General features: G+C 72.4%; 19 protein-coding genes. 14 read left to right on the top strand and 5 right to left on the bottom strand.

Annotated elements, in window-relative coordinates; all coding sequences use genetic code 11:
• The 11 genes from ABZ945_RS23200 to ABZ945_RS23150 are packed head-to-tail and all read left to right on the top strand — an operon-like array spanning position 1 to position 10,667.
• Positions 1-1,320, top strand: a complete 1,320-nt coding sequence (locus ABZ945_RS23200; RefSeq protein WP_361272656.1) for an MCE family protein — start codon at positions 1-3, stop codon at positions 1,318-1,320.
• Positions 1,317-2,348, top strand: coding sequence for an MCE family protein (locus ABZ945_RS23195; RefSeq protein ID WP_361272653.1), 1,032 nt, complete (start codon positions 1,317-1,319; stop codon positions 2,346-2,348). Before ABZ945_RS23200 ends, ABZ945_RS23195 begins: the two co-directional genes overlap by 4 nt.
• A complete protein-coding gene (locus ABZ945_RS23190; RefSeq protein ID WP_361272651.1) occupies positions 2,345-3,463 on the top strand; it encodes an MCE family protein in 1,119 nt (372 codons plus the stop codon). Before ABZ945_RS23195 ends, ABZ945_RS23190 begins: the two co-directional genes overlap by 4 nt.
• A complete protein-coding gene (locus ABZ945_RS23185; protein ID WP_361272648.1) occupies positions 3,460-4,593 on the top strand; it encodes an MCE family protein in 1,134 nt (377 codons plus the stop codon). The genes ABZ945_RS23190 and ABZ945_RS23185 overlap by 4 nt, the downstream gene beginning before the upstream one ends.
• A complete protein-coding gene (locus ABZ945_RS23180; protein ID WP_361272645.1) occupies positions 4,590-5,783 on the top strand; it encodes an MCE family protein in 1,194 nt (397 codons plus the stop codon). Before ABZ945_RS23185 ends, ABZ945_RS23180 begins: the two co-directional genes overlap by 4 nt.
• A complete protein-coding gene (locus ABZ945_RS23175) occupies positions 5,780-7,009 on the top strand; it encodes an MlaD family protein (protein ID WP_361272643.1) in 1,230 nt (409 codons plus the stop codon). The genes ABZ945_RS23180 and ABZ945_RS23175 overlap by 4 nt, the downstream gene beginning before the upstream one ends.
• Positions 7,006-7,506: a hypothetical protein gene (locus ABZ945_RS23170; RefSeq protein ID WP_361272641.1), complete on the top strand. Its 501-nt coding sequence runs from the start codon at positions 7,006-7,008 to the stop codon at positions 7,504-7,506. The genes ABZ945_RS23175 and ABZ945_RS23170 overlap by 4 nt, the downstream gene beginning before the upstream one ends.
• Positions 7,503-8,063 (top strand): hypothetical protein, encoded by a 561-nt coding sequence (locus ABZ945_RS23165; RefSeq protein ID WP_361272638.1) that lies wholly within the window; start codon positions 7,503-7,505, stop codon positions 8,061-8,063. The genes ABZ945_RS23170 and ABZ945_RS23165 overlap by 4 nt, the downstream gene beginning before the upstream one ends.
• A 43-nt stretch (positions 8,064-8,106) precedes the next feature.
• On the top strand, positions 8,107-8,637 hold the full coding sequence (locus ABZ945_RS23160; protein ID WP_248635421.1) for a hypothetical protein: 531 nt from the start codon (positions 8,107-8,109) through the stop codon (positions 8,635-8,637).
• A 12-nt stretch (positions 8,638-8,649) separates the two neighbouring features.
• Positions 8,650-9,357: a hypothetical protein gene (locus ABZ945_RS23155; RefSeq protein WP_361272634.1), complete on the top strand. Its 708-nt coding sequence runs from the start codon at positions 8,650-8,652 to the stop codon at positions 9,355-9,357.
• Positions 9,354-10,667: a lytic transglycosylase domain-containing protein gene (locus ABZ945_RS23150; protein WP_361272632.1), complete on the top strand. Its 1,314-nt coding sequence runs from the start codon at positions 9,354-9,356 to the stop codon at positions 10,665-10,667. Before ABZ945_RS23155 ends, ABZ945_RS23150 begins: the two co-directional genes overlap by 4 nt.
• Here the strand turns inward: ABZ945_RS23150 and ABZ945_RS23145 are convergent.
• A complete protein-coding gene (locus tag ABZ945_RS23145; RefSeq protein WP_361272629.1) occupies positions 10,664-11,734 on the bottom strand; it encodes an ATP-dependent DNA ligase in 1,071 nt (356 codons plus the stop codon). The genes ABZ945_RS23150 and ABZ945_RS23145 overlap by 4 nt on opposite strands.
• Positions 11,735-11,829: 95 nt before the next feature.
• On the opposite strand from ABZ945_RS23145, the gene ligD reads away from it, so the two are divergent.
• Positions 11,830-12,849 (top strand): non-homologous end-joining DNA ligase, encoded by a 1,020-nt coding sequence (gene ligD / locus ABZ945_RS23140; protein ID WP_361272627.1) that lies wholly within the window; start codon positions 11,830-11,832, stop codon positions 12,847-12,849.
• 45 nt (positions 12,850-12,894) lie between these two features.
• On the opposite strand, the gene ABZ945_RS23135 is transcribed toward ligD, so the two are convergent.
• Positions 12,895-15,117, bottom strand: coding sequence for a family 16 glycoside hydrolase (locus ABZ945_RS23135; RefSeq protein WP_361272625.1), 2,223 nt, complete (start codon positions 15,115-15,117; stop codon positions 12,895-12,897).
• Between the two features lie 23 nt (positions 15,118-15,140).
• Positions 15,141-17,639 carry a ThuA domain-containing protein gene (locus ABZ945_RS23130; RefSeq protein WP_361272622.1) on the bottom strand — a complete coding sequence of 833 codons (2,499 nt, stop codon included), beginning with the start codon at positions 17,637-17,639 and terminating at the stop codon, positions 15,141-15,143.
• Positions 17,640-17,879: 240 nt separating this feature from the next.
• Here ABZ945_RS23130 and ABZ945_RS23125 point away from each other — a divergent pair, with 240 nt between their 5' ends.
• Together ABZ945_RS23125 and ABZ945_RS23120 are read left to right on the top strand one after the other, a co-directional pair.
• On the top strand, positions 17,880-18,914 hold the full coding sequence (locus ABZ945_RS23125) for a multicopper oxidase domain-containing protein (RefSeq protein ID WP_361272774.1): 1,035 nt from the start codon (positions 17,880-17,882) through the stop codon (positions 18,912-18,914).
• Positions 18,915-19,025: 111 nt separating this feature from the next.
• Complete coding sequence (locus tag ABZ945_RS23120; protein ID WP_361272619.1) at positions 19,026-19,295, top strand: WhiB family transcriptional regulator; 270 nt, start codon at positions 19,026-19,028, stop codon at positions 19,293-19,295.
• Between the two features lie 23 nt (positions 19,296-19,318).
• Here ABZ945_RS23120 and ABZ945_RS23115 read toward each other — a convergent pair whose 3' ends face one another.
• Positions 19,319-20,218, bottom strand: coding sequence for a chitosanase (locus ABZ945_RS23115; RefSeq protein ID WP_361272771.1), 900 nt, complete (start codon positions 20,216-20,218; stop codon positions 19,319-19,321).
• A 135-nt stretch (positions 20,219-20,353) separates the two neighbouring features.
• Complete coding sequence (locus ABZ945_RS23110) at positions 20,354-21,328, bottom strand: acyl-ACP desaturase (RefSeq protein WP_361272617.1); 975 nt, start codon at positions 21,326-21,328, stop codon at positions 20,354-20,356.
• Positions 21,329-21,806 lie beyond the last annotated feature (478 nt).

The raw sequence follows: 21,806 nt of genomic DNA, 5'->3' as shown, positions 1-21,806 counted from the left end.
ATGACCGCGACCGTCCCCCTCCCCACCACGCGCCCGCCCGCACCACCCGCCCGGGCGGCCCGGGACCGGGGCCGGACCGTCCGCCGCCGACTGGCCGGGGTGGCCTTCCTGCTGGTGCCGATCGTCCTGGTCCGGCTCTCCGTCGCCGTGTACGGCAAGGAGTTCAGCGACGACGCCACGGTCACCGTGCTCACCTCCAGCGCCGGCAACGAGATGCGCCGCGGCGCCGAGGTCAAGCTGCGCGGAGTGGTCGTCGGCGAGGTCCGCGAGGTCCGCGCCGACGGCAGCGGCGCCCGGCTCACCCTCGCCCTCGACCCCGCCGAACTGGACCGGGTGCCCGCCGACGTCACCGCCCAGCTGCTGCCCACCACCCTCTTCGGCGAACGGTTCGTCGCCCTCGTACCCCCCGACGACCGGCCCGCCACCGCCCGCCCGATCGCCGCCGGCGCCGTCATCCCGCCCGACCGCTCCAGCAACGCCGTCGAACTGGAACAGGTCCTGGACCAGGTGCTGCCGCTGCTCACCGCCGTCAAGCCGGAGAAGCTCTCCGCCACCCTCACCGCCATGTCCCAGGCGCTCGAAGGCCGCGGCGAGCAGCTCGGCACCACCCTGGTCACCCTGGACGCCCACTTGAAGAAGCTCAACCCCCATCTCCCCGCGCTCAACCGGGACATCAGCCGGCTCGTCGAGGTCAGCCGGGTGTACGGGGACGCCGCCCCCGGCATCCTGGACGCGCTCACCGACGCCACCACCACGACCGGCACCCTCGACGAGAAGCGCCAGGCACTCGCCGGGCTGTACGGCGCCACCACCGGCACCGCCCAGGACGTCACCGCCTTCCTGCGGCAGAACCGCGAGAACCTCATCCGGCTCTCCGCGACCTCCCGGCCCACCCTGGAACTGCTCGCCGCCAACTCCGCCGCCTTCCCCTGCACCCTGCGCACCCTGGCCGGCTTCGTCCCCGCCATGGACCGGGCGCTCGGCAAGGGCACCGACCGGCCCGGACTCCAGGTGAACCTGCGCACCGTCCCCTCCCTGGGCGAGTACCGGCCCGGCACCGACCGGCCCGCCCCCTACGACCCGGCCGGCCCCGCGCACTGCTACGCCGTCCCCTACACCGGCAAGGCCGCCCCCGCCGCGGCCGCCGGCACCGGAGCCACCCCGCCGAAGCCGCTCGGGCTGCCCAACTCGCCCGAGGAGAACCGCCTCGTCAACGAGCTGATGGCACCCGCCCTGCGCACCACTCCGAACGACCTGCCCGACTGGTCCACCGTGCTGACCGGCCCCGTCTTCCGCGGCACGGAGGTGAGCCTGAAGTGAACCGCCGCCCCCTCGCCGGACCACTCGTCAAGTCCCTGGTCTTCGTGCTGGCCACCGTCCTCGCCACCGGCGTCCTCGCCTTCTCCATCGCCAACAAGGGCGTCGGCGACACCGTCGCCTACACCGCCCGCTTCACCGATGTCACCGGGCTCACCGAAGGGGACGGGGTACGCGTCGCCGGGGTCAAGGTCGGCCAGGTCGACTCCATACGGGTCGCCGACCGCCGGATCGCCGAGGTCCGCTTCACCGTGCAGAAGGGCCGCGCCCTGCCCGCCACCACCACCGCCTCGGTGAAGTACCTCAACATGGTCGGCCAGCGCTATATCGCCCTGGACCGCGGCCCCGGACCGGTCGGCCGCACCCTGCCACCCGGGGCGGTCATCCCGCTGGAGCGCACCAGCCCCGCGCTCGACCTCACCCAGCTGTTCAACGGCTTCCAGCCGCTGTTCGAAGGGCTCAGCGCCAAGGAGGTCAACAGCCTGGCCGGCTCCATCGTCCAGGTCCTCCAGGGCGAAGGCGGCACCGTGGACGCCCTGCTGGAGCACGTCGGCTCGCTCACCACCACCGTCGCCGCCAAGGACCGGGTGATCGGCGAGGTCATCGGCAACCTCACCACCGTGCTGAAGACCGTCAACGACCGCGAGGAGGGCTTCGACCAGCTCGTCACCACTCTCCAGCAGCTGGTCAGCGGCTTCGCCGAGGACCGCAAGCCGCTCGGTGAGACGGTCGCCGCCCTCGGCTCGCTCGCCGGCACCACCGCCGGGCTCCTGGAAGACGGCCGTGCCCCGCTGAAGGAGGACATCCGCCAGCTCGGCCGGCTCTCCGGCCAACTCGCGGACTCCACCCCGCAGATCGAACGGTTCCTCGCCAACACCCCCGCCAAGATGCAGGCCGTGGGACGGCTCGCCTCCTACGGCTCCTGGATCAACCTCTACCTCTGCGAGGCCAGGGTCTCCGGGGTCACCACCTCCGACGGCTCCACCCCGCCCACCGGCATCCCGCTCACCGAATCGAGGTGCCGCGCATGAGGACCCCCTGGTCGCGGGGGAGTGCCGCCACCGGTACCGCCTCCGCCGCTCCCCCCAAGGACGCCCCGGTACGCCCCGGCCGCCGGCGCCCCCGGCTCGCCCGCACCCCGCTCAGCTCCCGCAACCCGGTCGCCGTGGGACTGGTCGGACTGCTGCTGCTCGCCCTGATCGCCGCCTTCGTCTACAAGATCGACGCCTTCACTGGCGGCACCGAGTACACCGCCGACTTCACCGAGGCCGCCGGACTGGACGAGGGCGACGAGGTGCGGATCGCCGGGGTCAAGGTCGGCGAGGTCACCTCCATCTCCCTGGACGGCGCCAAGGTGAAGGTCGCCTTCGAGATCGCGGATAAGACCTGGATCGGGGACGCCACCACCGCCGCCATCGCCATCAGGACCCTGCTCGGCGAGAAGTACCTCGCCCTGGACCCGCTCGGCACCTCGCCCCAGGACCCCACCCGGCGTATCCCCGCCACCCGCACCACCTCGCCCTTCGACGTCACCCAGGCCTTCACCGGCCTCGGGGAGACCATCGACGCCCTGGACACCGACCAGCTCGCCAAGAGCTTCGAGGCCATCTCCGCCACCTTCGCCGACTCCCCGCCCGACGTCCGCGCCGCCGCCACCGGGCTGTCCGCCCTCTCCCGCACCGTCTCCGCCCGGGACACCCAGCTCGCCGAACTCCTCGCCGGCAGCCGCCAACTGAGCAAGAGCCTCGCCGACAAGAAGAGCAGCTTCGAACTCCTCCTGGAGGACGGCTCCGCCCTGCTCGGCGAGCTCCAGGCCCGCCGCGACGCCATCCATCTGCTGCTCACCGGCGCCCGCGACCTCGGCACCCAGCTCACCGGACTGGTCGAGGACAACCACCGCCAACTCGGCCCCACCCTCGCCTCGCTCAGCCGGGTCACCGGGGTGCTCGCCCGCAACCGCGACAGCCTGGACCGCACCCTGGCCCTCGCCGGACCGTACTACCGGCTGGTCGGCAACACCCTCGGCAACGGCCGCTGGCTCGACACCTATGTCTGCGGACTGGTGCCCCGCAGCTATCTGCCCGCCGGCACACCCCCCGCCACCGGCTGTATGCCGCCCACCCCGAAGGGAGGCGGTGCCCGGTGAACCCCACCCGCCTCACCGGAATCGGCGCCGGACTCGTGCTCGTCGCCGTGGCCGCCGCCTCCGGGATCAGCGCCCTGGACCGCTCCGAGTCCACCCGGGTCACCGCCCTCTTCGACCGCGCCACCGGCGTCTACGAGGGCAACGACCTGCGCGTCCTCGGCGTCAAGGTCGGCACCGTGGACGCCGTACGCCCCCGGGGCACCAAGGTCGAAGTGGTCCTCCGCCTCGATGACGACGTCCCCGTCCCGGCCGGTGCCCGCGCCGTGATCGTCGCCCCCAGCCTGGTCGCCGACCGCTACGTCCAGCTCAGCCCCGCCTACACCGGCGGCCCCCGGCTCGCCGACGGCGCCGTGCTCCCCGCCGACCGCAACGCCGCCCCGCTCGACGTGGACGAGCTCTACGCCTCGGTCACCGAACTGAGCCAGGCCCTCGGCCCGGACGGCGCCAACGCCGACGGGGCCCTCGCCGGACTCCTGGACACCGGAGCCGCCAACCTCAAGGGCAACGGCAAGGCGATCGGCGACTCCATCAAGGAGTTCGGCAAGGCCGCCCGCACCCTGGACAACAGCAGCGGCGACCTGTTCGCCACCCTCGCCCACCTCCAGACCTTCACCACCATGCTGAAGGAGAAGGACACAGACGTCCGCGACGCCGAACGCAGGCTCGCCTCCGTCACCGGCTTCCTCGCCGACGACAAGGAGAACCTGGCCGCCGCCCTCAGCGAACTCGGCGGCGCCCTCGCCAAGGTGAAGACCTTCATCGAGGACCACCGCGGGGAGCTCAAGAAGAACGTGGACCAACTGCTCCCGGTCACCCAGGCGCTGGCCGACCAGCGCGCCTCACTCGCCGAACTCCTGGACACCGCCCCACTCGCCGCGGGCAACGCGCTCGCCGCGTACGACCCGGTCCACCGCACCCTCAACGGACGCGCCGACATCAACGAACTCAGCCCCGCCGCCCCCGACTCCACCGCCCCCGCCGGGCTCGTCCCGGTCCAGGACCCCGCCCGCCGCGCCGCCCTCCCTGCCCTCCCGCTCCCCGCCGTCGGCCCCCTCTACGGCACCCCGGAGCAGGCCCCGGCCGCCAAGAGTGCGAGGAAGACCGCTCCGGCGAAGGGAGCCACCCGATGAGCCCCCGGCCGCGCCCCTCCGCAGCCTTCCGCCGTAACCGCCGTCTCCCCGCCGCGCTCGCACTGCTGCTGGCCGCCGCACTAGCCGGCTGCTCCGCCCCCGGCATCGAACTCACCGGCATCGAGCAACTGCCGCTGCCCGGCGGCGCCGACCTGGGCGACCACCCCTACGAGGTCACCGCCGAGTTCGCCGATGTCCTCAGCCTCGTCCCGCAGTCCGCGGTCAAGGTCAACGACGTCGCCGTCGGCCGGGTCACCCGGATCACCCTCGACCCCGAAGACTGGTCCGCCACCGTCACCATGAAGGTCAACGGCGAAGTACGCCTCCCGGCCAACGCCTACGCCCGGCTGGAGCAGTCCAGCCTGCTCGGCGAGAAGTACGTCCAGCTCACCGCGCCCGCCAAGGCCCGCGGCAGTCTCGCCGACGGCGCCCGCATCCCGGCCGGCCGCACCGACCGCAACCCCGAGGTGGAGGAGGTCTTCGGCGCCCTGTCCATGGTGCTCAACGGCGGCGGCATCCAGCAGCTGCGCACCATCGCCGGTGAACTCGGCACCGCGCTGGGCGGCAACGAGACCGAGATCCGCTCACTCCTCACCCGTATCAACACCCTGGTCGCTGGGCTCGACGGCAACAAGGAGGACATCACCGCCGCCCTGGACGGAGTGAACCGGCTGAGCGCCACCCTGGCCACCCGCCGCCAGGACGTGGGCACCGCCCTCACCCGCCTCAGTCCGGGGTTGAAGGTCCTGGAGGAGCAGCGCGGCTCCCTGCTCACCATGCTCCGCGCGCTGGACACCCTCTCCACGGTCGCGGTGGACACCGTGGACCGCGCCAAGGAGGACATGATCGCCGACCTGAAGGCCCTCGGCCCCAGCCTCAAGGCGCTCGCCGACTCCGGGAAGGCACTGCCCGACTCGCTCCAGGTGCTGCTGACCTATCCGTTCACCGACGAGGTGCTGCGCGGCGTCAAGGGCGACTACCTCAATGTCTACCTTGACGTCACCGCCGTCCCCGGCACCCAGATCGTGCCCGCCCTCACCCCGAGCGACGAGCCCCCGGGCCCCCAGCCTCCCACTGATCAACCGCCGGAGCCCCCGGGCGAAGCCCCCTCCGCCGAAAAGGTCCCGGGCCTTCCGCTCCCCCTCCCCTCCACCTCCACCGGGGCCCCGAACGGAGGGGCGACCCGATGATCACCACCGCCATCCGGCTGAAGAACCTCGCCTTCCTGGTCGTCGGCGTCCTGGTCCTGGGCTATCTGGGGGTCCGCTACGCCGGACTCGGCCACCTCGTCGGAATCCGCGACCACTACACCGTCCGCGTACAACTGGCTTCCACCGGGGGTCTGTTCACCCACTCCAACATCACCTACCGCGGAGTGTCCGTCGGCCGGGTCGGCCCGATCAGACTCACCGAGAACGGTGTGGAGGCCGAACTGCGCATCAAGGACTCGGCGCCCGCCATCCCCGCCGAGCTGGAGGCGGTGGTCGCCAACCTCTCCGCCGTCGGCGAGCAGTACATCGACCTCCGCCCCACCCGGGACGGCGGCCCCTATCTCACCGACGGCTCCGTGATCGCCCGCGCCGACACCCGGCTGCCCGCCCCGGTCACCACGGTGCTCGGCAGCGTCACCGATCTGGCCGCCTCGGTGGACACCGAGTCGCTGCGGACCGTCGTGGACGAACTGGGCACCGCGCTGGCCGGCCGGGGCGACGACCTCCAGGTCCTGCTGGACAACGGCGACTCCTTCGTCCGCGCCGCCGACGAGGCGCTGCCCGCCACCACCCGGCTGATCGACGACGCCCAGACCGTGTTGCGGACCCAGGCCGAGGAGGGCAAGGCCCTCACCGACTTCGCCTCCGGCGCCCGGGAGCTGGCCGCCCGCCTCAAGGACTCCGACACCGATCTGCGTACCCTGATCGCCACCGCCCCGCAGGCCGCCGGGCAGTTCAGCGGGCTGCTACGGGACCTCGATCCGGCCCTCGGAGTGGTGCTGGCCAATCTGCTCACCACCTCCGACGTGGCGGTGACCCGCCAGCGCGGCATCGAGGAACTGCTGGTCAAGCTCCCCGCGTTGGCCGCCGCCGGATCGACCGCGATCACCCCCTCCGGGGCCAACCTCGGGATGTCCGTGGCCTTCTTCGAACCGCTGCCCTGCACAGCGGGCTACGGCGGTACCCGCTACCGCAACGGGCTGGACCTCTCCGACCCACCCGCGCTCAACACCCGGGCCCGCTGCACCGCCGACCCCTCCACCGGGGTGAACGTCCGCGGCTCCGCCCAGGCCCCCGGCGGCGGCCCGGTTCCACCCGCCGCCCGCCCCGGCCCGGCGGCGTCCACCTCCACCGGCACGGCGGCCCCCCGGGACATGAGCGACCTGCTGGGCCTCGGCGGACCGGACACGGAGGGCGCCCGATGACCGGCCGCCGACTTCCGGCGACCCGCTGGTGGTGGCTTGCCGCGGGACTGGCGGCGCTGCTCTGCGCGGCGGCCGGCTGGACGTACGCGCAGGCGGCGGGCGCCCCGGACCGCCGGTACGCGCAGGCGCGGGACACCGCCCTGGACGCCGGTACCCGGCAGGTGGCCCGGCTCAGCAGCGTGGACCCGCGCCGGGCCGCCGAGGCACGCGCCGACTGGCTGGCGGCCTCCACCGGCGCCCTCCACGACGAGCTGGAGCAGGCGAAGCCGCCGGCGAGCACCGACCCGGCCGCCCGCGCCACGGTGACCGGGGCCGCGCTCACCGCGCTGGACGAACGGGCCGGCACCGCAGAGCTGATCGCCACGGTGGAGGTGGAGACCAAGCCGCCGAACGGCCGCGCCGCCACCGACCGCAGACGGTTGGAGGCCGGTCTCACCCGTACCGCCGACGGGTGGAAGGTCAGCGCCCTCACCGCCGTCCCGGTGGCCGGCTCATGACCGCCCCAGCCGCCACCGCGACCACCCCGGCCGTCCCCGCGGTCAGCGAGCCCCCGGCCCGCCCCTGGCAGCGCCGGATCGCCGCCGCGCTCACCCTGCTGCTGCTCTCCACCGCGGGCGTTCTGCTGTTCCTCACCACCCGCCTCGCCGACGACCCCGCCCTGGGCAACCGGGCGCTGACCGACACCGAGGCCACCGCACGGGTCGCGGGAGAGGTGGGCGGCGGGCTCGCCGAGGTCTTCTCCTACGGTCCGGACGCCACCGAGCGGGCCCGGACGGCCGCCCGGCGCCTGCTCGCCGGAAAGGCGGCCCAGCAGTACGAGGAGCTGTTCGGCCAGGTCGAGCGGCGCGCCGCCGATCAGCGGCTCACCCTCACCACCCATGTGGTGCGTACCGGGGCCGTCCGGCTCACCGCCGACCGCGCGGAACTGCTGGTCTTTCTCGACCAGGTGGCCCAGCGCACCGGGAAGCCCGCCACCTCGGCCGCCGCCCAGCTCGCGGTCACCGCCGAACTGGCCGGCGGCCGCTGGCGGATCACCACCATCCAGGCCCGATGACCCACCCATCACCCACCCATCACCCACAGGGGGTGTCCGCACGATGGCCCGTACGACGACACGCAACCCGCTGCTGACGGCCGCGGCGGTGCTCGCCCTGCTCGCGGCGGGCGGCGCCGGCTGGGGCGGCTGGTCCTGGTACGCCGCGGCGCACGACGAGTCGGCCGCCTACGCGGCCACCCGCGACGAGGTGCTGGCGGCAGGGGAGCAGGCCGTGCAGAACATGAACACGCTCGACCACCGCGATCTGCGCCGAGGTCTGGAGACCTGGCGCGGCTCGGCCACCGGCGACCTGCTGGCCCAGCTCACCGCCGGGCGCACCGAGTTCGAGCGGCAGATCGAGCAGGCCAAGACGGTGACCAGGGCCAAGGTGCTGTCCGGGGCGGTGACCGAGCTGGACACCAGGGCCGGCCGGGCCAGTGTGATGGTCGCCCTGCGGGTGACGGTGACCCCGCCCAAGGGCGCGCCCACCGAGAAGGAGAGCCGGATGCTCGGCGAACTGACCCGTACCCCCGAGGGCTGGAAACTGAGCGCCCTCGGCCAGGCCCCGGTCGGCAGCGCCGCCACCGGCTGAGAGGACGAGACCATGTCGACCACCCGCCACCTGGTCAACCGGCGCCGCCGCCTGATCACCACCAGCCCACCACCCCGTACCGCCCCCACCGCTACCTCCAAGCCGGCCCCGGAGCCGGCCAAGGCATCACCGGACCCGGTCGAGGCGCCCCCCGCTCCCCACTCCCGCCGCCTGCCCCTCGCCCTGGCTGCCACCACCGTCCTGCTCGGCGCCTTCGGGGCCTGGGCCGCCAGTGAGGCCGCGGCCCTGCGCGAGGCACCCGCCCTGGGCAACACGGCCCTCACCGACATCGGCCGGACCAGCGAGGTGACGGGCCAGATCGGCAAGGCGGTGAGCGCGCTCTTCTCCTATGACCATGCCGCCCCCGCCGCCGCCGACCGGGCGGTCCGCGACCACCTCACCGGCAAGGCGGTCGACCAGCACCGCGCCATGCTGGCCCCGGTCCGCGCCCAGGGGCCCGGGCAGAAGCTCGTGCTGACCACCACCGTCACCCACACCGGGGTCGAGCTGATCGACGGGGACCGGGCCCGGGTGCTGGTCTACGCCGACCAGCGCAACACCCGCACCGCGGCAGCCGAGAAGGGCGCGAAGGGGGCCAAAGGCAAGGCGGCGGCGGGCGGAGACACCACCTACGGCGCCGCGATGCTGGCCGTGGAGGCGGTACGGAAGGACGGCGTCTGGCGGATCAGCGCCATCGACACCCTGGGAGCCGGCTCATGAGCAGCAACCGCGACAGCGCACCCCGTGTCCCCGGCCGCCGGATGCGTCGCGGACTGAGCGGGACGGCCGCCGCCGTCACCGCGATGGCCGCGCTCACCGCCTCCCAGGCCCCGGGCTTACCCGCCCTCACCGCACCGACCGCGCTCGCTGCGGCGGCGACCACTCCCCGTCCCGTACCCGCCGACCAGCCCAACGACGACGTCTACCACACCGAACTCCCGCCCCTGGCAACCCCCGCGCCCCTCCGCCTGGTGCCCCCCACCCGCCCCGGACCGACTCCATCCCCCCTCAAGCCCACCACCCTGCCCGCCGTGTTCACCGGTTCCGGCGCGGCCGCGTCCGCCGCCTCCGGAGTGCCCGCCACCGTGCTCCTCGCCTACCGCCGCGCCGAAGCCGCGCTGCGCCGCAGCGAGCCGGGCTGCCGACTGCCCTGGCAACTGCTCGCCGCCATCGGCAAGGTGGAGTCGGGACAGGCGTCCGGCGGCCGGGTGGACGCCCAGGGCACCACCCTCACCCCGATCCTCGGCCCGGCCCTCAACGGTGCGGGCTTCGCCCGGATCACCGACACCGACGACGGCGCCTACGACGCTGACCCGGTGTTCGACCGGGCAGTGGGGCCGATGCAGTTCATCCCGTCCACCTGGGCGGGCTGGGGCGCGGATGGCAACGGCGACGGCCGCCGCGACCCGAACAACATCCATGACGCCGCCCTCGCCGCCGGACGCTACCTCTGCGCCGGCGATCGCGACCTCTCGACTCCAGGCGGCCTCTCCTCGGCGATCCTCAGCTACAACCGCTCGGACGCCTACCTCCGTACGGTGCTCTCCTGGCTCTCGTTCTACCGGAGCGGGGTGCACTCCGTGCCGGACGGTACGGGCGTGCTGCCCACCGGTCCCGGCCCGGGCGGACGCCTCCCCGCCCAGCGCCCCGGCACCACCCCCGACCGCCCCGGTGACCGGCCGGAGAACCGCCCCGGTGATCGCCCGGGCGACCGTCCCGGAGGCCGCCCCGGCGGTGGAATCGTGGTCGGCCCCCAGCCCACCCCCACCCCAACCCCCACCCGCCCCCAACCCCCTCGCCCCACCCCCTCACCCACACCCACCACCCCCACCCCCACCCCGACCCCCACGCCCCCGGACCCGACCCCGTCCGAACCCACCCCCACACCCACCCCCACACCGACGCCGACCCCCACACCGACGCCGACCCCCACACCCATACCCACCCCCACCTCCTCGCCCGGCACCCCGCCCCCGACCCCCACCGAACCCAGCCCCGACCCGACCCGGACGGGCACGGAGTCTCCCTAGGAATCCGCCCCCGAGAGCACCGCGTCCAGGTCGTAGGAGACCGGCTCCTCCAGCTGGTCGTAGCCGCAGCTCTCCGGCGCGCGGTCCGGCCGCCACCGGCGGAACTGGGCCGTGTGCCGGAACCGGGTGCCCTCCATATGGTCGTACCCGACCTCGCAGACCCGTTCCGGCCGCAGCGCCACCCAGGACAGGTCCTTCCGGCCCGTCCAACGGCTGGGCGCACCCGGCAGCCGAGCCGACTCATGGGCGGCCTCCTCGGCCCAGGCCGCCCAGGGATGGTCCCCGGGGTGCTCCAGCCGCAGGGGTTCCAGCTCCTCCACCAGCTCCGCCCGCCGCTGCGCGGTGAACGCCGCGCACACCCCCACATGCTGGAGCACCCCGGCCCGGTCATGGAGGCCGAGCAGCAGCGAGCCCACCACCGGGCCGCTCTTGTGGAAGCGGTAGCCGGCCACCACCACATCCGCCGTCCGCTCGTGCTTGACCTTGTACATCAGCCGGGCGTCCGGTCGGTAGAGCAGATCGAGCGGCTTGGCCACCACCCCGTCCAGCCCGGCGCCCTCATACCGCTCGAACCAGTCCCGGGCCGTTTCGGTGTCCGTGGTGCAGGGGGCCAGGTGCACCGGGGGAGTGACGCCCGTCAGCATCCGCTCCAGTGCCGTCCGCCGCTCGGTCAGCGGGGTGTCCATCAGCGAGGCGTCGCCCTCCGCCAGGACGTCGAAGGCGATGAACCGGGCGGGGGTGCGCTCGGACAGCATCCGCACCCGGGAGGCGGCAGGATGGATACGCTCGGAGAGCCGGTCGAAGTCCAGCCGCCCGTCATGGGCGATCACGATCTCCCCGTCCACCACGCAGCGCGGCGGCAGCCGCTCCAGCAGCGCGTCCACCAGCTCGGGGAAGTACCGGGTCAGCGGCTTGCCGGTACGGCTGCCGATCACCAGCTCCTCCCCGTCCCGGTGCACGATGGCGCGGAAGCCGTCCCACTTCGCCTCGTACTGCATCCCGGGCGGGATGGTCTTCACCGACTTGGCCAACATCGGCTTCACAGGCGGCATCACCGGCAGGTCCATGCGCCGATTCTGCCGGAGCGCAGTCCGTATTGCCCGCTGGTGCACCATTCATCCTCAATGTGCGAAGGCCTTGGAGTCGCCCTACCGTGGCGACCATGGCGGCCAAGGGAAACGCGGTGGAGCTGCAAGCCGGCGGGCGGACCGTGCGGCTGTCCAACCCCGACAAGGTCTACTTTCCGGAGCGCGGCTTCACCAAGCTGGACGTCGCGCGGTACTTCCTGGCCGTGGGCCCCGGCATCACCCGCGCGCTGCGGGACCGCCCCACCACCCTGGAACGGTTCGTGGACGGGGTCGAGGGCGAGTCGTTCTTCCAGAAGCGGGCACCGAAGAACCTCCCCGACTGGATCCCCACCGCGCACATCACCTTCCCCAGCGGACGGTACGCCGACGAGATCCGCCCCACCGAGCCGGCCGCCGTGCTGTGGGCCGCCAACCTCGGCACCCTCACCTTCCACCCCTGGCCGGTACGGGGCGACGCCACCGACCACCCCGACGAGCTGCGCATCGACCTGGACCCCCAGCCCGGCACCGGCTTCGCCGACGCCGTCCGCGCCGCCCACGAGCTGCGCGGGCTGCTGGACGAGTACGGGCTGCGCGGCTGGCCCAAGACCTCCGGCGGCCGGGGCGTCCATGTCTACGTTCCGATCGAGCCGCGCTGGGACTTCACCCGGGTGCGGCGCTCCGCCATCGCGGTGGGCCGGGAGCTGGAGCGCCGGATGCCGGGCCGGGTCACCACCGCCTGGTGGAAGGAGGAGCGCGGCGAGCGGATCTTCGTGGACTACAACCAGACCGCCCGGGACCGCACCATCGCCTCCGCCTACTCCATCCGGCCCCGCCCGCACGCCCCGGTGTCCGCGCCGCTGCACTGGGAGGAGCTGGACGACGCGGACCCGCGCGATTTCGACCTGGTCACCATGCCGGTGCGGTACGCCGAGCTGGGCGATATCCACGCCGACATGGACGACCACGCCTTCTCGCTGGACGGCCTGCTGGAGCTGGCCGCCCAGGACGAGCGGGATCATGGACTGGCGGATCTGCCGTACCCGCCGGACTACCCCAAGATGCCGGGGGAGCCCAAGCGGGTACAGCCGAGCCGCGCCCGCAAGGAGTCATAGCCCCCTCGGGCTCACAGCTCCTCAGGAGTCATAGCTCCCCATGGCTCACAGCTCCTTGATGCGGATGTCCCGGTAGGAGATCACATCGGTGGTGCCGTGGACCTGGAGCCCGATATGACCGGTGGCGTACCGCCGGCCGTCGGTGCCCGGGTCGTCCGCGCGCGGCGGGGAGAAGTCCTGCCCGCCGTTGTTCTCGAACTCGTTGATCAGCACGCCGTTGCGGAAGACGGAGTAGTGCTGGCCCTCCACCCTTATCTCGTACTCGTTCCAGGTGCCCTTGGGCGTGACCCCGGCGCCGCCGAGCCCGACCCGGTCGAAGCCGTACACCGAGCCGGACTTGTACATGTCGCCGTCCGGCCGGTCCAGGATCTGGAGCTCATGCCCGTACTTGATGGCCACCCACTCGGGGCGCGGCTCCTCCGGGTGGTCGTGGACGTAGGGGAAGCGGACGAAGACCCCCGCGTTGGCGTTGCCGGTGCCCGGCGCGTCGTCCCGCCACTGGAGCTTCAGCGAGAAGTCGCCGTACGTCCGCTGCGGCAGCCACAGCATGCCCATACCGGGCACGGTGCTGCTGCTGGTCATCGACCCGTCGCCGTTCAGCGCGAAGGCGCCGCCGCCGACCTGCTGCCACCTGGCGAAGGACTTCGCCGTCCCGTCGAACAGCGGCCGGTAGCCCTCGGTCTGGCCGGGGGTGCCGATGGCGGACTCCTTGGCGGCCCGGTACACCGTCTTGTGCTCGCGGGCGTCGATCACGCCCTCGGTCAGCAGCCGGTCCAGGACGCCGTCCACATGCTTGAGGAACAGCGCCTGCGAGGACCAGTCCTTCTCGTCCTCGATCAGCTCGCCGACGGTGCACCGGGAGCGGGTCATCCGGTTGGGCACCCCGCTGTCCACCGTGCCGACGAACACGGTCGCCCGCTCGTCCAGCTCCGGGCAGTTCGGCGCGGGCACCCCGCCGCCCTCGGCCACATGGAAGGAGAGTTGCTTGGCCGCCGAGGTGTTGCCGGCCTTGTCGGTCGCCCGGTGCCGCACCGTGTGGTAGCCGGTCCGGTCCACCACCAGCGGCGCGGTGTACGCCAAATAGGGGCCGCCGTCGAGGGAGTACTCGACCCGGTCCACTCCGGAGCCGGTGTCCGTGGCGGTCACCGTCACGGTGGCCCGCCCCACATACGCCCCGTCCGAGTTCACCGTCCCGGTGAGCGCGGCCAGGGTCTGCGGCGGCTCGCGGTCCTCCACCGGCGGGGCGACCACGGTGAAGCGGACGTCCTTCTCGGCCGCCGCGTTCCCCGCCTTGTCGGTGGCCCGGTAGCGCACGGTATGCGCCCCGGCCGCGTGGACCATCACCGGGGCGGTGTAGCTCTGCCAGGCACCGGAGGCGCCCAGCGCGTACTGAACGGTGTTGACCCCGGAGCCGGTGTCGGAGGCGGTGACGGTGACCGTCGCCATCCCCACGTACCGGCCCTCGGCGTCCTTCTCGCCGGTCACCGTGGCCGAGGTCTCCGGCGGGGTGGTGTCGTCCGTCGGCGGGGCGGCCACGGTGAACTCCACGGACTTCTCGGCCGCCACATTGCCCGCCTTGTCGGTGGCCCGGTAGCGGATCTTGTGGTCGCCGACCTGGTGCACCATCACCGGGGCCGCGTAGGTCTGCCAGGGCCCGTCTGCCCCGACCGCGTACTCGATGCGCTGCACTCCCGAGCCGGCGTCGGTGGCGGTGACCGCCACCGTGGCGTGGCCTAGGTAGTCGCCGTCCGCGTTCTGCTCGCCCTGCACGGCCGCCGAGGTCTCCGGCGCGGTGGTGTCCTCACCGCCGCCGCCGTCGGTGACCGTCAGCACGCCCTGCATCTGGCCGTGGCCCGGGATGGTGCAGTAGAAGCGGTACTTCCCCGGGGTCAGCACCACCTGGGCGGTGTGCTTGCCGCCCTCGGCGTCACCGGGGTTGGCCAGGATGTTCAGCTGGACGTCGTTGTTGTACTGGGAGTCGGAGACGTCGAAGGTCAGGGTGTGCGGCATCCCGGTGGTGTTGCCGGTGGCCGTGCTGTTCTCGAAGACGATGGTCGCCGGTCCGGCCACCGCCGACTGCGGCATCGTCAGATAGCGGTCGACCGGGTCCCCGGCCGTCCAGGTCAGTATCTGCTCGGCCGCGGCGGCGGGGCCCTCGCGCTCCGCGTCCCGGCCGTAGGCCGAGCCGGCGGTGATTCCCACCACCAGCAGCAGCGAGCCCAGCACCGCCGTCCACAGCCGCGAGCGGTGCCTCCGTTCCCGCCCCAACGGGGTTCTCCTCTGCTCTCGTCTCACTGCTTGGTCCCCCTCGCGAGCTGTCCGGCGGCCGGGGTGGGCTCGCCTCCGGTATAGGTCACGCGCCAGAGCGCGGAGTTGGCGTCGGAGGTGAAGAAGCCGCGGCCGTAGTCCAGGACGTAGAGCGAGCCGTCCGGGGCGAACTTCCAGTCCATCAGGTTGCGGATACCGCCCGCGCCCACCGGAATGATCTTCCGCAGGGACTCGGCGTGCACCGGCAGCCCGCCCTTGCCGACCGTCTTGGGGTCGGTCAGCACCGCGTGGCGCGGCTGGTCACCGTCGTAGAAGTCGCCGACGAACCACTTGCCGTCCCAGTAGGCCGGCCACTTCACCGCGCTGGTGCTCGCGGTGTCGTACCGGTAGACCGGGCCGTTCATCGTCGCCTGCCCGCCGCCCTTCAGCCAGGGCAGCAGCAGCTTCTGCTCCTCCGTCTTGTAGCTGGGCACCCCGGCCGCGTCGCGCGGGTAGTCCACGCCGCCGCCCTGCGGGGAGTACCAGATGGTGTTGGGGGTGATGGGCGGCAGATTGACCAGGCCGTCGTTGTTGGGCGACTCGTTCTTCGGCTTGGCGCAGTCGTACCAGCCCAGCGGCTTGGCCGGGTCGGGCAGATTGCGGTCGCGGTAGGGCTGGTTGTTGCCCATGCAGTACGGCCAGCCGTGGTTGCCCGCCTTGGTGATCGCCGCGAAGGTGTCGTACTTCGCCGGGCCCCAGGTGGTGGACGGCGCTCCGGCGTCCGGGCCGACCCACCCCGCGTAGAGGATGTTCGTCGTCTTGTCGACGAAGATCCGTGCCGGGTTGCGCACCCCCATCACGTATATCTCGCCCCGGGTCTTGCCGCCGCCCTCGTCCGGCTCCTGGCCGGTGAAGAGGTTGCCGGAGGGGATGGTGTAGGTGCCGTCGTCCTCGGGATGGATGCGCAGGATCTTGCCGTTGAGGTTGTGGGTGTTGCCCGAGGTGCGGCGGGCGTCGGCGAAGGAGACGCCCTTGAAGTGGGGCTGCGGGTTGTTGCCCGAGTAACCGCCGCTGAAGCCGCTGGAGTTGTTGTCACCGGTGGCGATGTAGAGGTTGCCCTTGGCATCCCAGGCCATCCCGCCGCCCGCGTGGCAGCAGCTGTGGATCTGCACCGGCCACTTCAGCAGCACCTTCTCGCTCGCCGGGTCCAGCTTGTTGGTGGCGAGGTCCAGGGTGAAGCGGGAGACATACCGCTCACCCATATGGGTGTCCCGGTTGATCCGGGCGTGCGGGGTGTAGTGCAGATACACCCAGCCGTTGGAGAGGAAGCCCGGGTCCAGCTCGATGCCGAGCAGCCCCTCCTCGTTCTTCACCAGCTCGTCGCCGCCGCCCTTGTTGCCGAAGACGGTCAGCGCCCCGGCGAGCGTGACCTGCCCGGTCCTCGGGTCGTAGACATGGATCTCGCCCCGGCCCTTGCCGATGTCGGGGTTGCCCCAGTCGGTCACCACCGGCCGGGAGGAGTCCGCGCCGCCCCGCCCGATGTACAGCAGCCGCCCGTCCGGCGCGGCGACCAGCCCATGCGGCTCGCCGATCTGGTCGTTCTGCCCCGGCTGGTTGGGCTTGGTGACCCGCTCGGCCTTGTAGTGGGCGTTGATCGTCGCCTTGCAGTCGGCGCGGGAGAGCCGGGTCGTCCACAGCAGCGCCCCGCGCAGATGCTCGCGGAAGTCGGTCTCCGCGTAGGCGTCGGCGGTGCCGCCCATCGCGGTGTAGAAGGAGCGGCCGCCGTCGTAGTCGCGGCACCAGGAGACCGGGTGGTCCCAGCCGTTGGCGCTCGCCCCCGGCGCGTAGCTGCTCTCCCGCACCCGCGCCACGGTGTGCACGGCGCCGGACGGGTTGGTCTGCCAGTTGAGCCACGTGTCGGCGCGCTTCCAGTTCAGCGGCAGCCCCCGGGTGGCCGGGTGCGTCCGGTCGCCGACCTCGACGGTGGCGCGCTGCACCGCCGTCGGGCTGCCGGCGGCCGGCCGGGCCCCCACCAGTCCGGTGAACCAATCCGAGTAGGGCTCGGTGCGCGCGGCGTCGTGCACTCCGAGGAAGCCGCCGCCGGCCTCCAGATACGCCTCCAACCCGGCCTCCTGGGCGGGGTCGAGCACATCCCCGCCCCCGGTCAGGAAGACCACGGCGTTGTACTTCCCGAGCTTGCGCTCGTCGGTGAAGACCGAGGCGTCGTCGGTCGCCTCGGTGGCGAACCGCTGGGCGGCCGGACCGGTCCGCCCGATCGCCTCGACCGCGGCGATGCCCGCGTCCACGGTGGGCGCCTCGGCGGTCGCCGAGGCGTGGAAGACCAGCACCCGGACGTTGTCCCCGCCCGGCGGGGACGGGAGGGACAACGTTGTCCGGGACGGTGGTTCCTGTGGTTCGGGTCCCTGCCTCGGCTCGGCCGTGGCGGCCGTACCGCCGAGCAGGGACGCCGCCAGCACACCCGCGGCGACCGCCGCGGTCAGCGCCTGGCGGGATCTCGACCGGTGATGCGGTGCTCTGCGCATTGCTCACCCACCTTCGTAGGTCACACCCTCAGGGGTCACAGCAAACGACGATGAAGCTAGACCTCTTCCTCGGAGACGCCAATAGCTTCGCAGTAATTCGGCGAACTTTGTCCTGGCTGTGGAAAAACGGTTCTGCTAGCGCTACGGTGTGCCCGGCCCAGGGGCTCACCACCCCGTCATCCTCCGCACCGCACAGGGGAGTTCGGCATGGACGGCGAGAACAGCGGCACGGCCGGCGGTATGGGCAGACGGAGCTTCAGCCGCCGTCTGCTGACCGGGGGAGCGGTGGCGGCGGCCGGGCTGACATCGTTGTCGCTGTCCGGAGCCGCGGGCACCGGGCAGGCCGCGGCGGCGCCCACCGCCGCCACCCCGCCCCGTACCGCCCCGGCGGGCGGCCAGGTGCGCCATCTGCGGATGTACGCCGAGAAACTGCCGGACGGTCAGATGGGCTACGGCACCGAGAAGGGCAAGGCCTCCATCCCCGGACCGCTGATCGAGATCATCGAAGGCGACACCCTGCACATCGAGTTCGAGAACACCATGGACGTGCCCGCCAGTCTGCACGTCCACGGGGTGGACTACGACGTGGCCAGCGACGGCACCCGGATGAACCGCAGCCATGTCGAGCCCGGCGGCACCCGCACCTACACCTGGCGCACCCACGCCCCCGGCCGCCGTAAGGACGGCACCTGGCAGGCGGGCAGCGCGGGATACTGGCACTACCACGACCATGTGGTGGGCACCGACCACGGCACCGGGGGCATCCGCAAGGGCCTCTACGGGCCGCTGGTGGTCCGGCGCGCGGGCGACATCCTGCCGGACAGGCAGTTCACCATCGTCTTCAACGACATGACCATCAACAACCGGCCCGGCCACCAGAGTCCGGACTTCCGCTGCACCGTGGGGGAGCGGATCGAGATCATCTCCATCACCCACGGCGAGTACTACCACACGTTCCATGTCCACGGTCACCGCTGGGCGGACAACCGCACCGGGCTGCTCACCGGCCCCGACGACCCCAGCCGGATCGTCGACAACAAGATCACCGGACCCGCCGACTCCTTCGGCTTCCAGGTCATCGCCGGGGAGCATGTGGGCGCCGGGGCGTGGATGTACCACTGCCATGTCCAGTCCCACTCCGACATGGGCATGGCCGGACTGCTGCTCATCGCCAAGCCCGACGGCACCATCCCCGGATACGACCCGCACCACTCGGCCGCGACCGCCGAGCCCTCCCCGGACCGCCCCGCGTCCAAGGGCCACGCCGGCCACTGACCCGCGCACGCCCGCGCCGACTCCACCGCGGGGTGCCCGCGCAACGCCGCTGCCCACCGCGTTGATCGGCCGTTGACGGGCCGTTTAGCCGGGCCCGGCAACCTGATCCGTATGTACACCCACACCCGTATCCACCCCGAACCGACCGCCCTCACGGACGGCGGCGAGCTGTCCTGGCGGGAGACCGCCCTGTGCGCGCAGACCGGCCCGGAGCTGTTCTTCCCGGAGCCCGGCTCCTCCACCCGGGACGCCAAGCGGCTCTGCGCGGCCTGCGAGGGACGCGACGCCTGCCTGGAGTACGCCCTCGCCAACGATGAGCGTTTCGGTGTCTGGGGCGGCCTGTCCGAACAGGAGCGCCACCGGCTGCGCCGCCAGGGCTGAGCCGTGCCGGACGCGGCGCCGGATCAGAGGCGCTCGACGCGGTAGGACTCCCCGTAGGTCCGCCACACCAGCGGCAGCTTCAGCTCGGTGTTGCCGGCCCGGAGGAACTCCCGCTGGGCGGTGTCGATCCGCGAGGTGTCCCGCTCGCGCTCCGACCGGGCGTTCTTCATGATCTCGCGGCTCGCGTCCAGGAAGGCGTCCAGGTACTTCTTCTCGTCGCCGCCCTCCGAAGGCGTCTTCACCGTCTTCAGCGCGGCGTGGCGGATGCCGTAGAAGCCGTCGGCCCGCAGTCCGGGGCCGTGCAGCACCATCGCGTCGTAGTAGACGAACTGCCCGAGCGTGGACAGCCCGTCCATCTTGGCCAGGTCCACTGCGGGGTCGAAGTAGATGCGGTCGCGTATCTCGTTCTGCGCCGCACGGAACTCGGGCAGCTTCGAGGCCTTCTTCCAGGCGTCCGTGAAGCCCGGGTCCAGTCCCGCGTGCGAGTCGGAGCCGTCCACCTCCCGCAGGGCGGGCAGGTAGGAGGCCAGCGGATTGTCCGGGTGCTCCTCGGTGTAGTGCTCGACCAGCTGGAGCATGTCGTTGGTGCCGGAGCAGAAGCCGATGACCCCCGCGGTGTAGCCGTTGCCGTCGCCGAGGTCCTCGATGTCGTCGTACTGCCCCCGCCAGTCCAGGGTGGAGTTGTCGGCGCTGGCGATCAGCCGGGCGGCCAGCTCCTTCTTGTCCGGCGCGGCGAGCCCGGCCGGCATCGAGGCGATCTCGTCCTTGAGCGCCTTCTCCTTCTCCCGGTCGCCCGCCTTCAGCGGGTTCTCCACCTCGGACTGCGCGAGATCCTCGATGGGGCGCTTGTCACCGTCGCCGCCACCGAGGACGACGGAGACGACAAGGGCGATCGGGGCGCCGATCAACACAAAGCGGGTCACAGGCTTCACGTCGCACAGCGTACGGCCTTCACTCATACGAGTGAGGGCCGCCCCGCCTGCCGTGGCGGGGCGGCCCTCACCAGACCACCGTGGCCGGCCCCGCAGCGGTCCCTGCCGGGGCCGGTCCCGCCTGCCTCAGCCGCCGGACCGGGCGGCCATCCGCGCCTTGCGCGCGGCCAGCCGCTCGTCGAACTTGGCCGCCTCCGCGTCCAGCCCGCCCATGTAGAGCCCCAGCTCCTCCTGCGCCTTCAGCCCCTCCGGGCCCAGCCCGTCGATGTCCAGCACCTTCAGGAAGCGCAGCACCGGCTGCAGCACATCGTCATGGTGGATGCGCATGTTGTAGATGCCGCCGATGGCCATCTGCGCGGCGGCGCGCTCGAAGCCGGGCATACCGTGCCCCGGCATCCGGAAGTGCACCACCACGTCCCGCACCGCCTGCATGGTCAGGTCCGGAGCGATCTGGAAGGCCGCGGAGAGCAGGTTCCGGTAGAAGACCATGTGCAGGTTCTCGTCGGTGGCGATCCGCGCCAGCATCCGGTCGCACACCGGATCGCCCGACTGGTGGCCGGTGTTGCGGTGCGAGATGCGGGTGGCCAGCTCCTGGAACGCCACATAGGCGACCGAGTGGAGCATCGAGTGCCGGTTGTCCGACTCGAAGCCCTCGCTCATATGCGCCATCCGGAACCGCTCCAGCTCGTCCGGATCCACGGCGCGCGAGGCGAGCAGGTAGTCCCGCATCACGATGCCGTGCCGGCCCTCCTCGGCGGTCCAGCGGTGCACCCAGGTGCCCCAGGCGCCGTCCCGGCCGAAGAGGGAGGCGATCTCATGGTGGTAGCTGGGGAGGTTGTCCTCGGTGAGCAGATTGACCACCAGAGCTATTCGCCCCACGTCCGTCACCTTCGACTGGCCCTTCTCCCAGGCCTCTCCGTCCTCGAAGAAGCCGGGGAAGTTCCGCCCGTCCGACCACGGAACGTACTCGTGGGGCATCCAGTCCTTGGCGACCTTCAGATGGCGGTTGAGTTCCTTCTCGACCACCTCCTCCAGGGCGTACAGCAGCCGGGCGTCGGTCCACCCTTCCGAGCTGCCGAGGTGGGGAGTGGTGAGGGTCATGCGGGTGCTCCTGGGGACGGGAGAATTACCTACGGGCTCGTAGGTTACGAGACCGTAGGTTAAGGGCCCGTAAGCGCCTCCCCCAAGTCCACCTCCGTGCATGGGCTGTCACCTGGGGTGATGGGCCCTGTCGCACCAGGGCGGACCACGGCGCGCCGGGGCGCCACATGGCCCGGCCGCCGCGGTACGTGGGACCCCGGCCCGCCGCCGGCTGCTCGCGGCAGCGGACGCCCCAGCGTCCGGGCGGCGAGAAGACGCGGATGTACGTCGCGCCTTCCGGCAGCTCCGACGGCGACCGGACGAGCCGTCCGTCGGACCGCCGCGGCCGGCTGGCCCACAGGCCGGTCCCGTAGCGGCGACCGCCCGTGGTCCGCGACCCGTCCGCGCCACACCGCGTCAGGGTGGACCGTAAGCAGGCCGCGGCGGACGGTGACCCTGGAACTGCCGATCGAGGGGCGGATCATCGACCCGGGCGCGG

The sequence above is a fragment of the Streptomyces sp. NPDC046887 genome (assembly GCF_040644755.1).
In the GTDB taxonomy this organism is placed as follows: domain Bacteria; phylum Actinomycetota; class Actinomycetes; order Streptomycetales; family Streptomycetaceae; genus Streptomyces; species Streptomyces lichenis.
The sequence above is the reverse complement of the archived record's forward strand: the minus strand, read 5'-3'. Positions and strand labels throughout refer to the sequence as shown.

Coding starts and splice junctions, on each gene's coding strand:
- ABZ945_RS23120 (WP_361272619.1), top strand. CDS start 19,026: ATGTACACCCACACCCGTATCCACCCCGAACCGACCGCCCTCACGGAC.
- ABZ945_RS23110 (WP_361272617.1), bottom strand. CDS start 21,328: ATGACCCTCACCACTCCCCACCTCGGCAGCTCGGAAGGGTGGACCGAC.
- ABZ945_RS23180 (WP_361272645.1), top strand. CDS start 4,590: ATGAGCCCCCGGCCGCGCCCCTCCGCAGCCTTCCGCCGTAACCGCCGT.
- ABZ945_RS23150 (WP_361272632.1), top strand. CDS start 9,354: ATGAGCAGCAACCGCGACAGCGCACCCCGTGTCCCCGGCCGCCGGATG.
- ABZ945_RS23170 (WP_361272641.1), top strand. CDS start 7,006: ATGACCGGCCGCCGACTTCCGGCGACCCGCTGGTGGTGGCTTGCCGCG.
- ABZ945_RS23165 (WP_361272638.1), top strand. CDS start 7,503: ATGACCGCCCCAGCCGCCACCGCGACCACCCCGGCCGTCCCCGCGGTC.
- ABZ945_RS23160 (WP_248635421.1), top strand. CDS start 8,107: ATGGCCCGTACGACGACACGCAACCCGCTGCTGACGGCCGCGGCGGTG.
- ABZ945_RS23155 (WP_361272634.1), top strand. CDS start 8,650: ATGTCGACCACCCGCCACCTGGTCAACCGGCGCCGCCGCCTGATCACC.
- ABZ945_RS23145 (WP_361272629.1), bottom strand. CDS start 11,734: ATGGACCTGCCGGTGATGCCGCCTGTGAAGCCGATGTTGGCCAAGTCG.
- ABZ945_RS23130 (WP_361272622.1), bottom strand. CDS start 17,639: ATGCGCAGAGCACCGCATCACCGGTCGAGATCCCGCCAGGCGCTGACC.
- ABZ945_RS23190 (WP_361272651.1), top strand. CDS start 2,345: ATGAGGACCCCCTGGTCGCGGGGGAGTGCCGCCACCGGTACCGCCTCC.
- ligD (WP_361272627.1), top strand. CDS start 11,830: ATGGCGGCCAAGGGAAACGCGGTGGAGCTGCAAGCCGGCGGGCGGACC.
- ABZ945_RS23200 (WP_361272656.1), top strand. CDS start 1: ATGACCGCGACCGTCCCCCTCCCCACCACGCGCCCGCCCGCACCACCC.
- ABZ945_RS23175 (WP_361272643.1), top strand. CDS start 5,780: ATGATCACCACCGCCATCCGGCTGAAGAACCTCGCCTTCCTGGTCGTC.
- ABZ945_RS23125 (WP_361272774.1), top strand. CDS start 17,880: ATGGGCAGACGGAGCTTCAGCCGCCGTCTGCTGACCGGGGGAGCGGTG.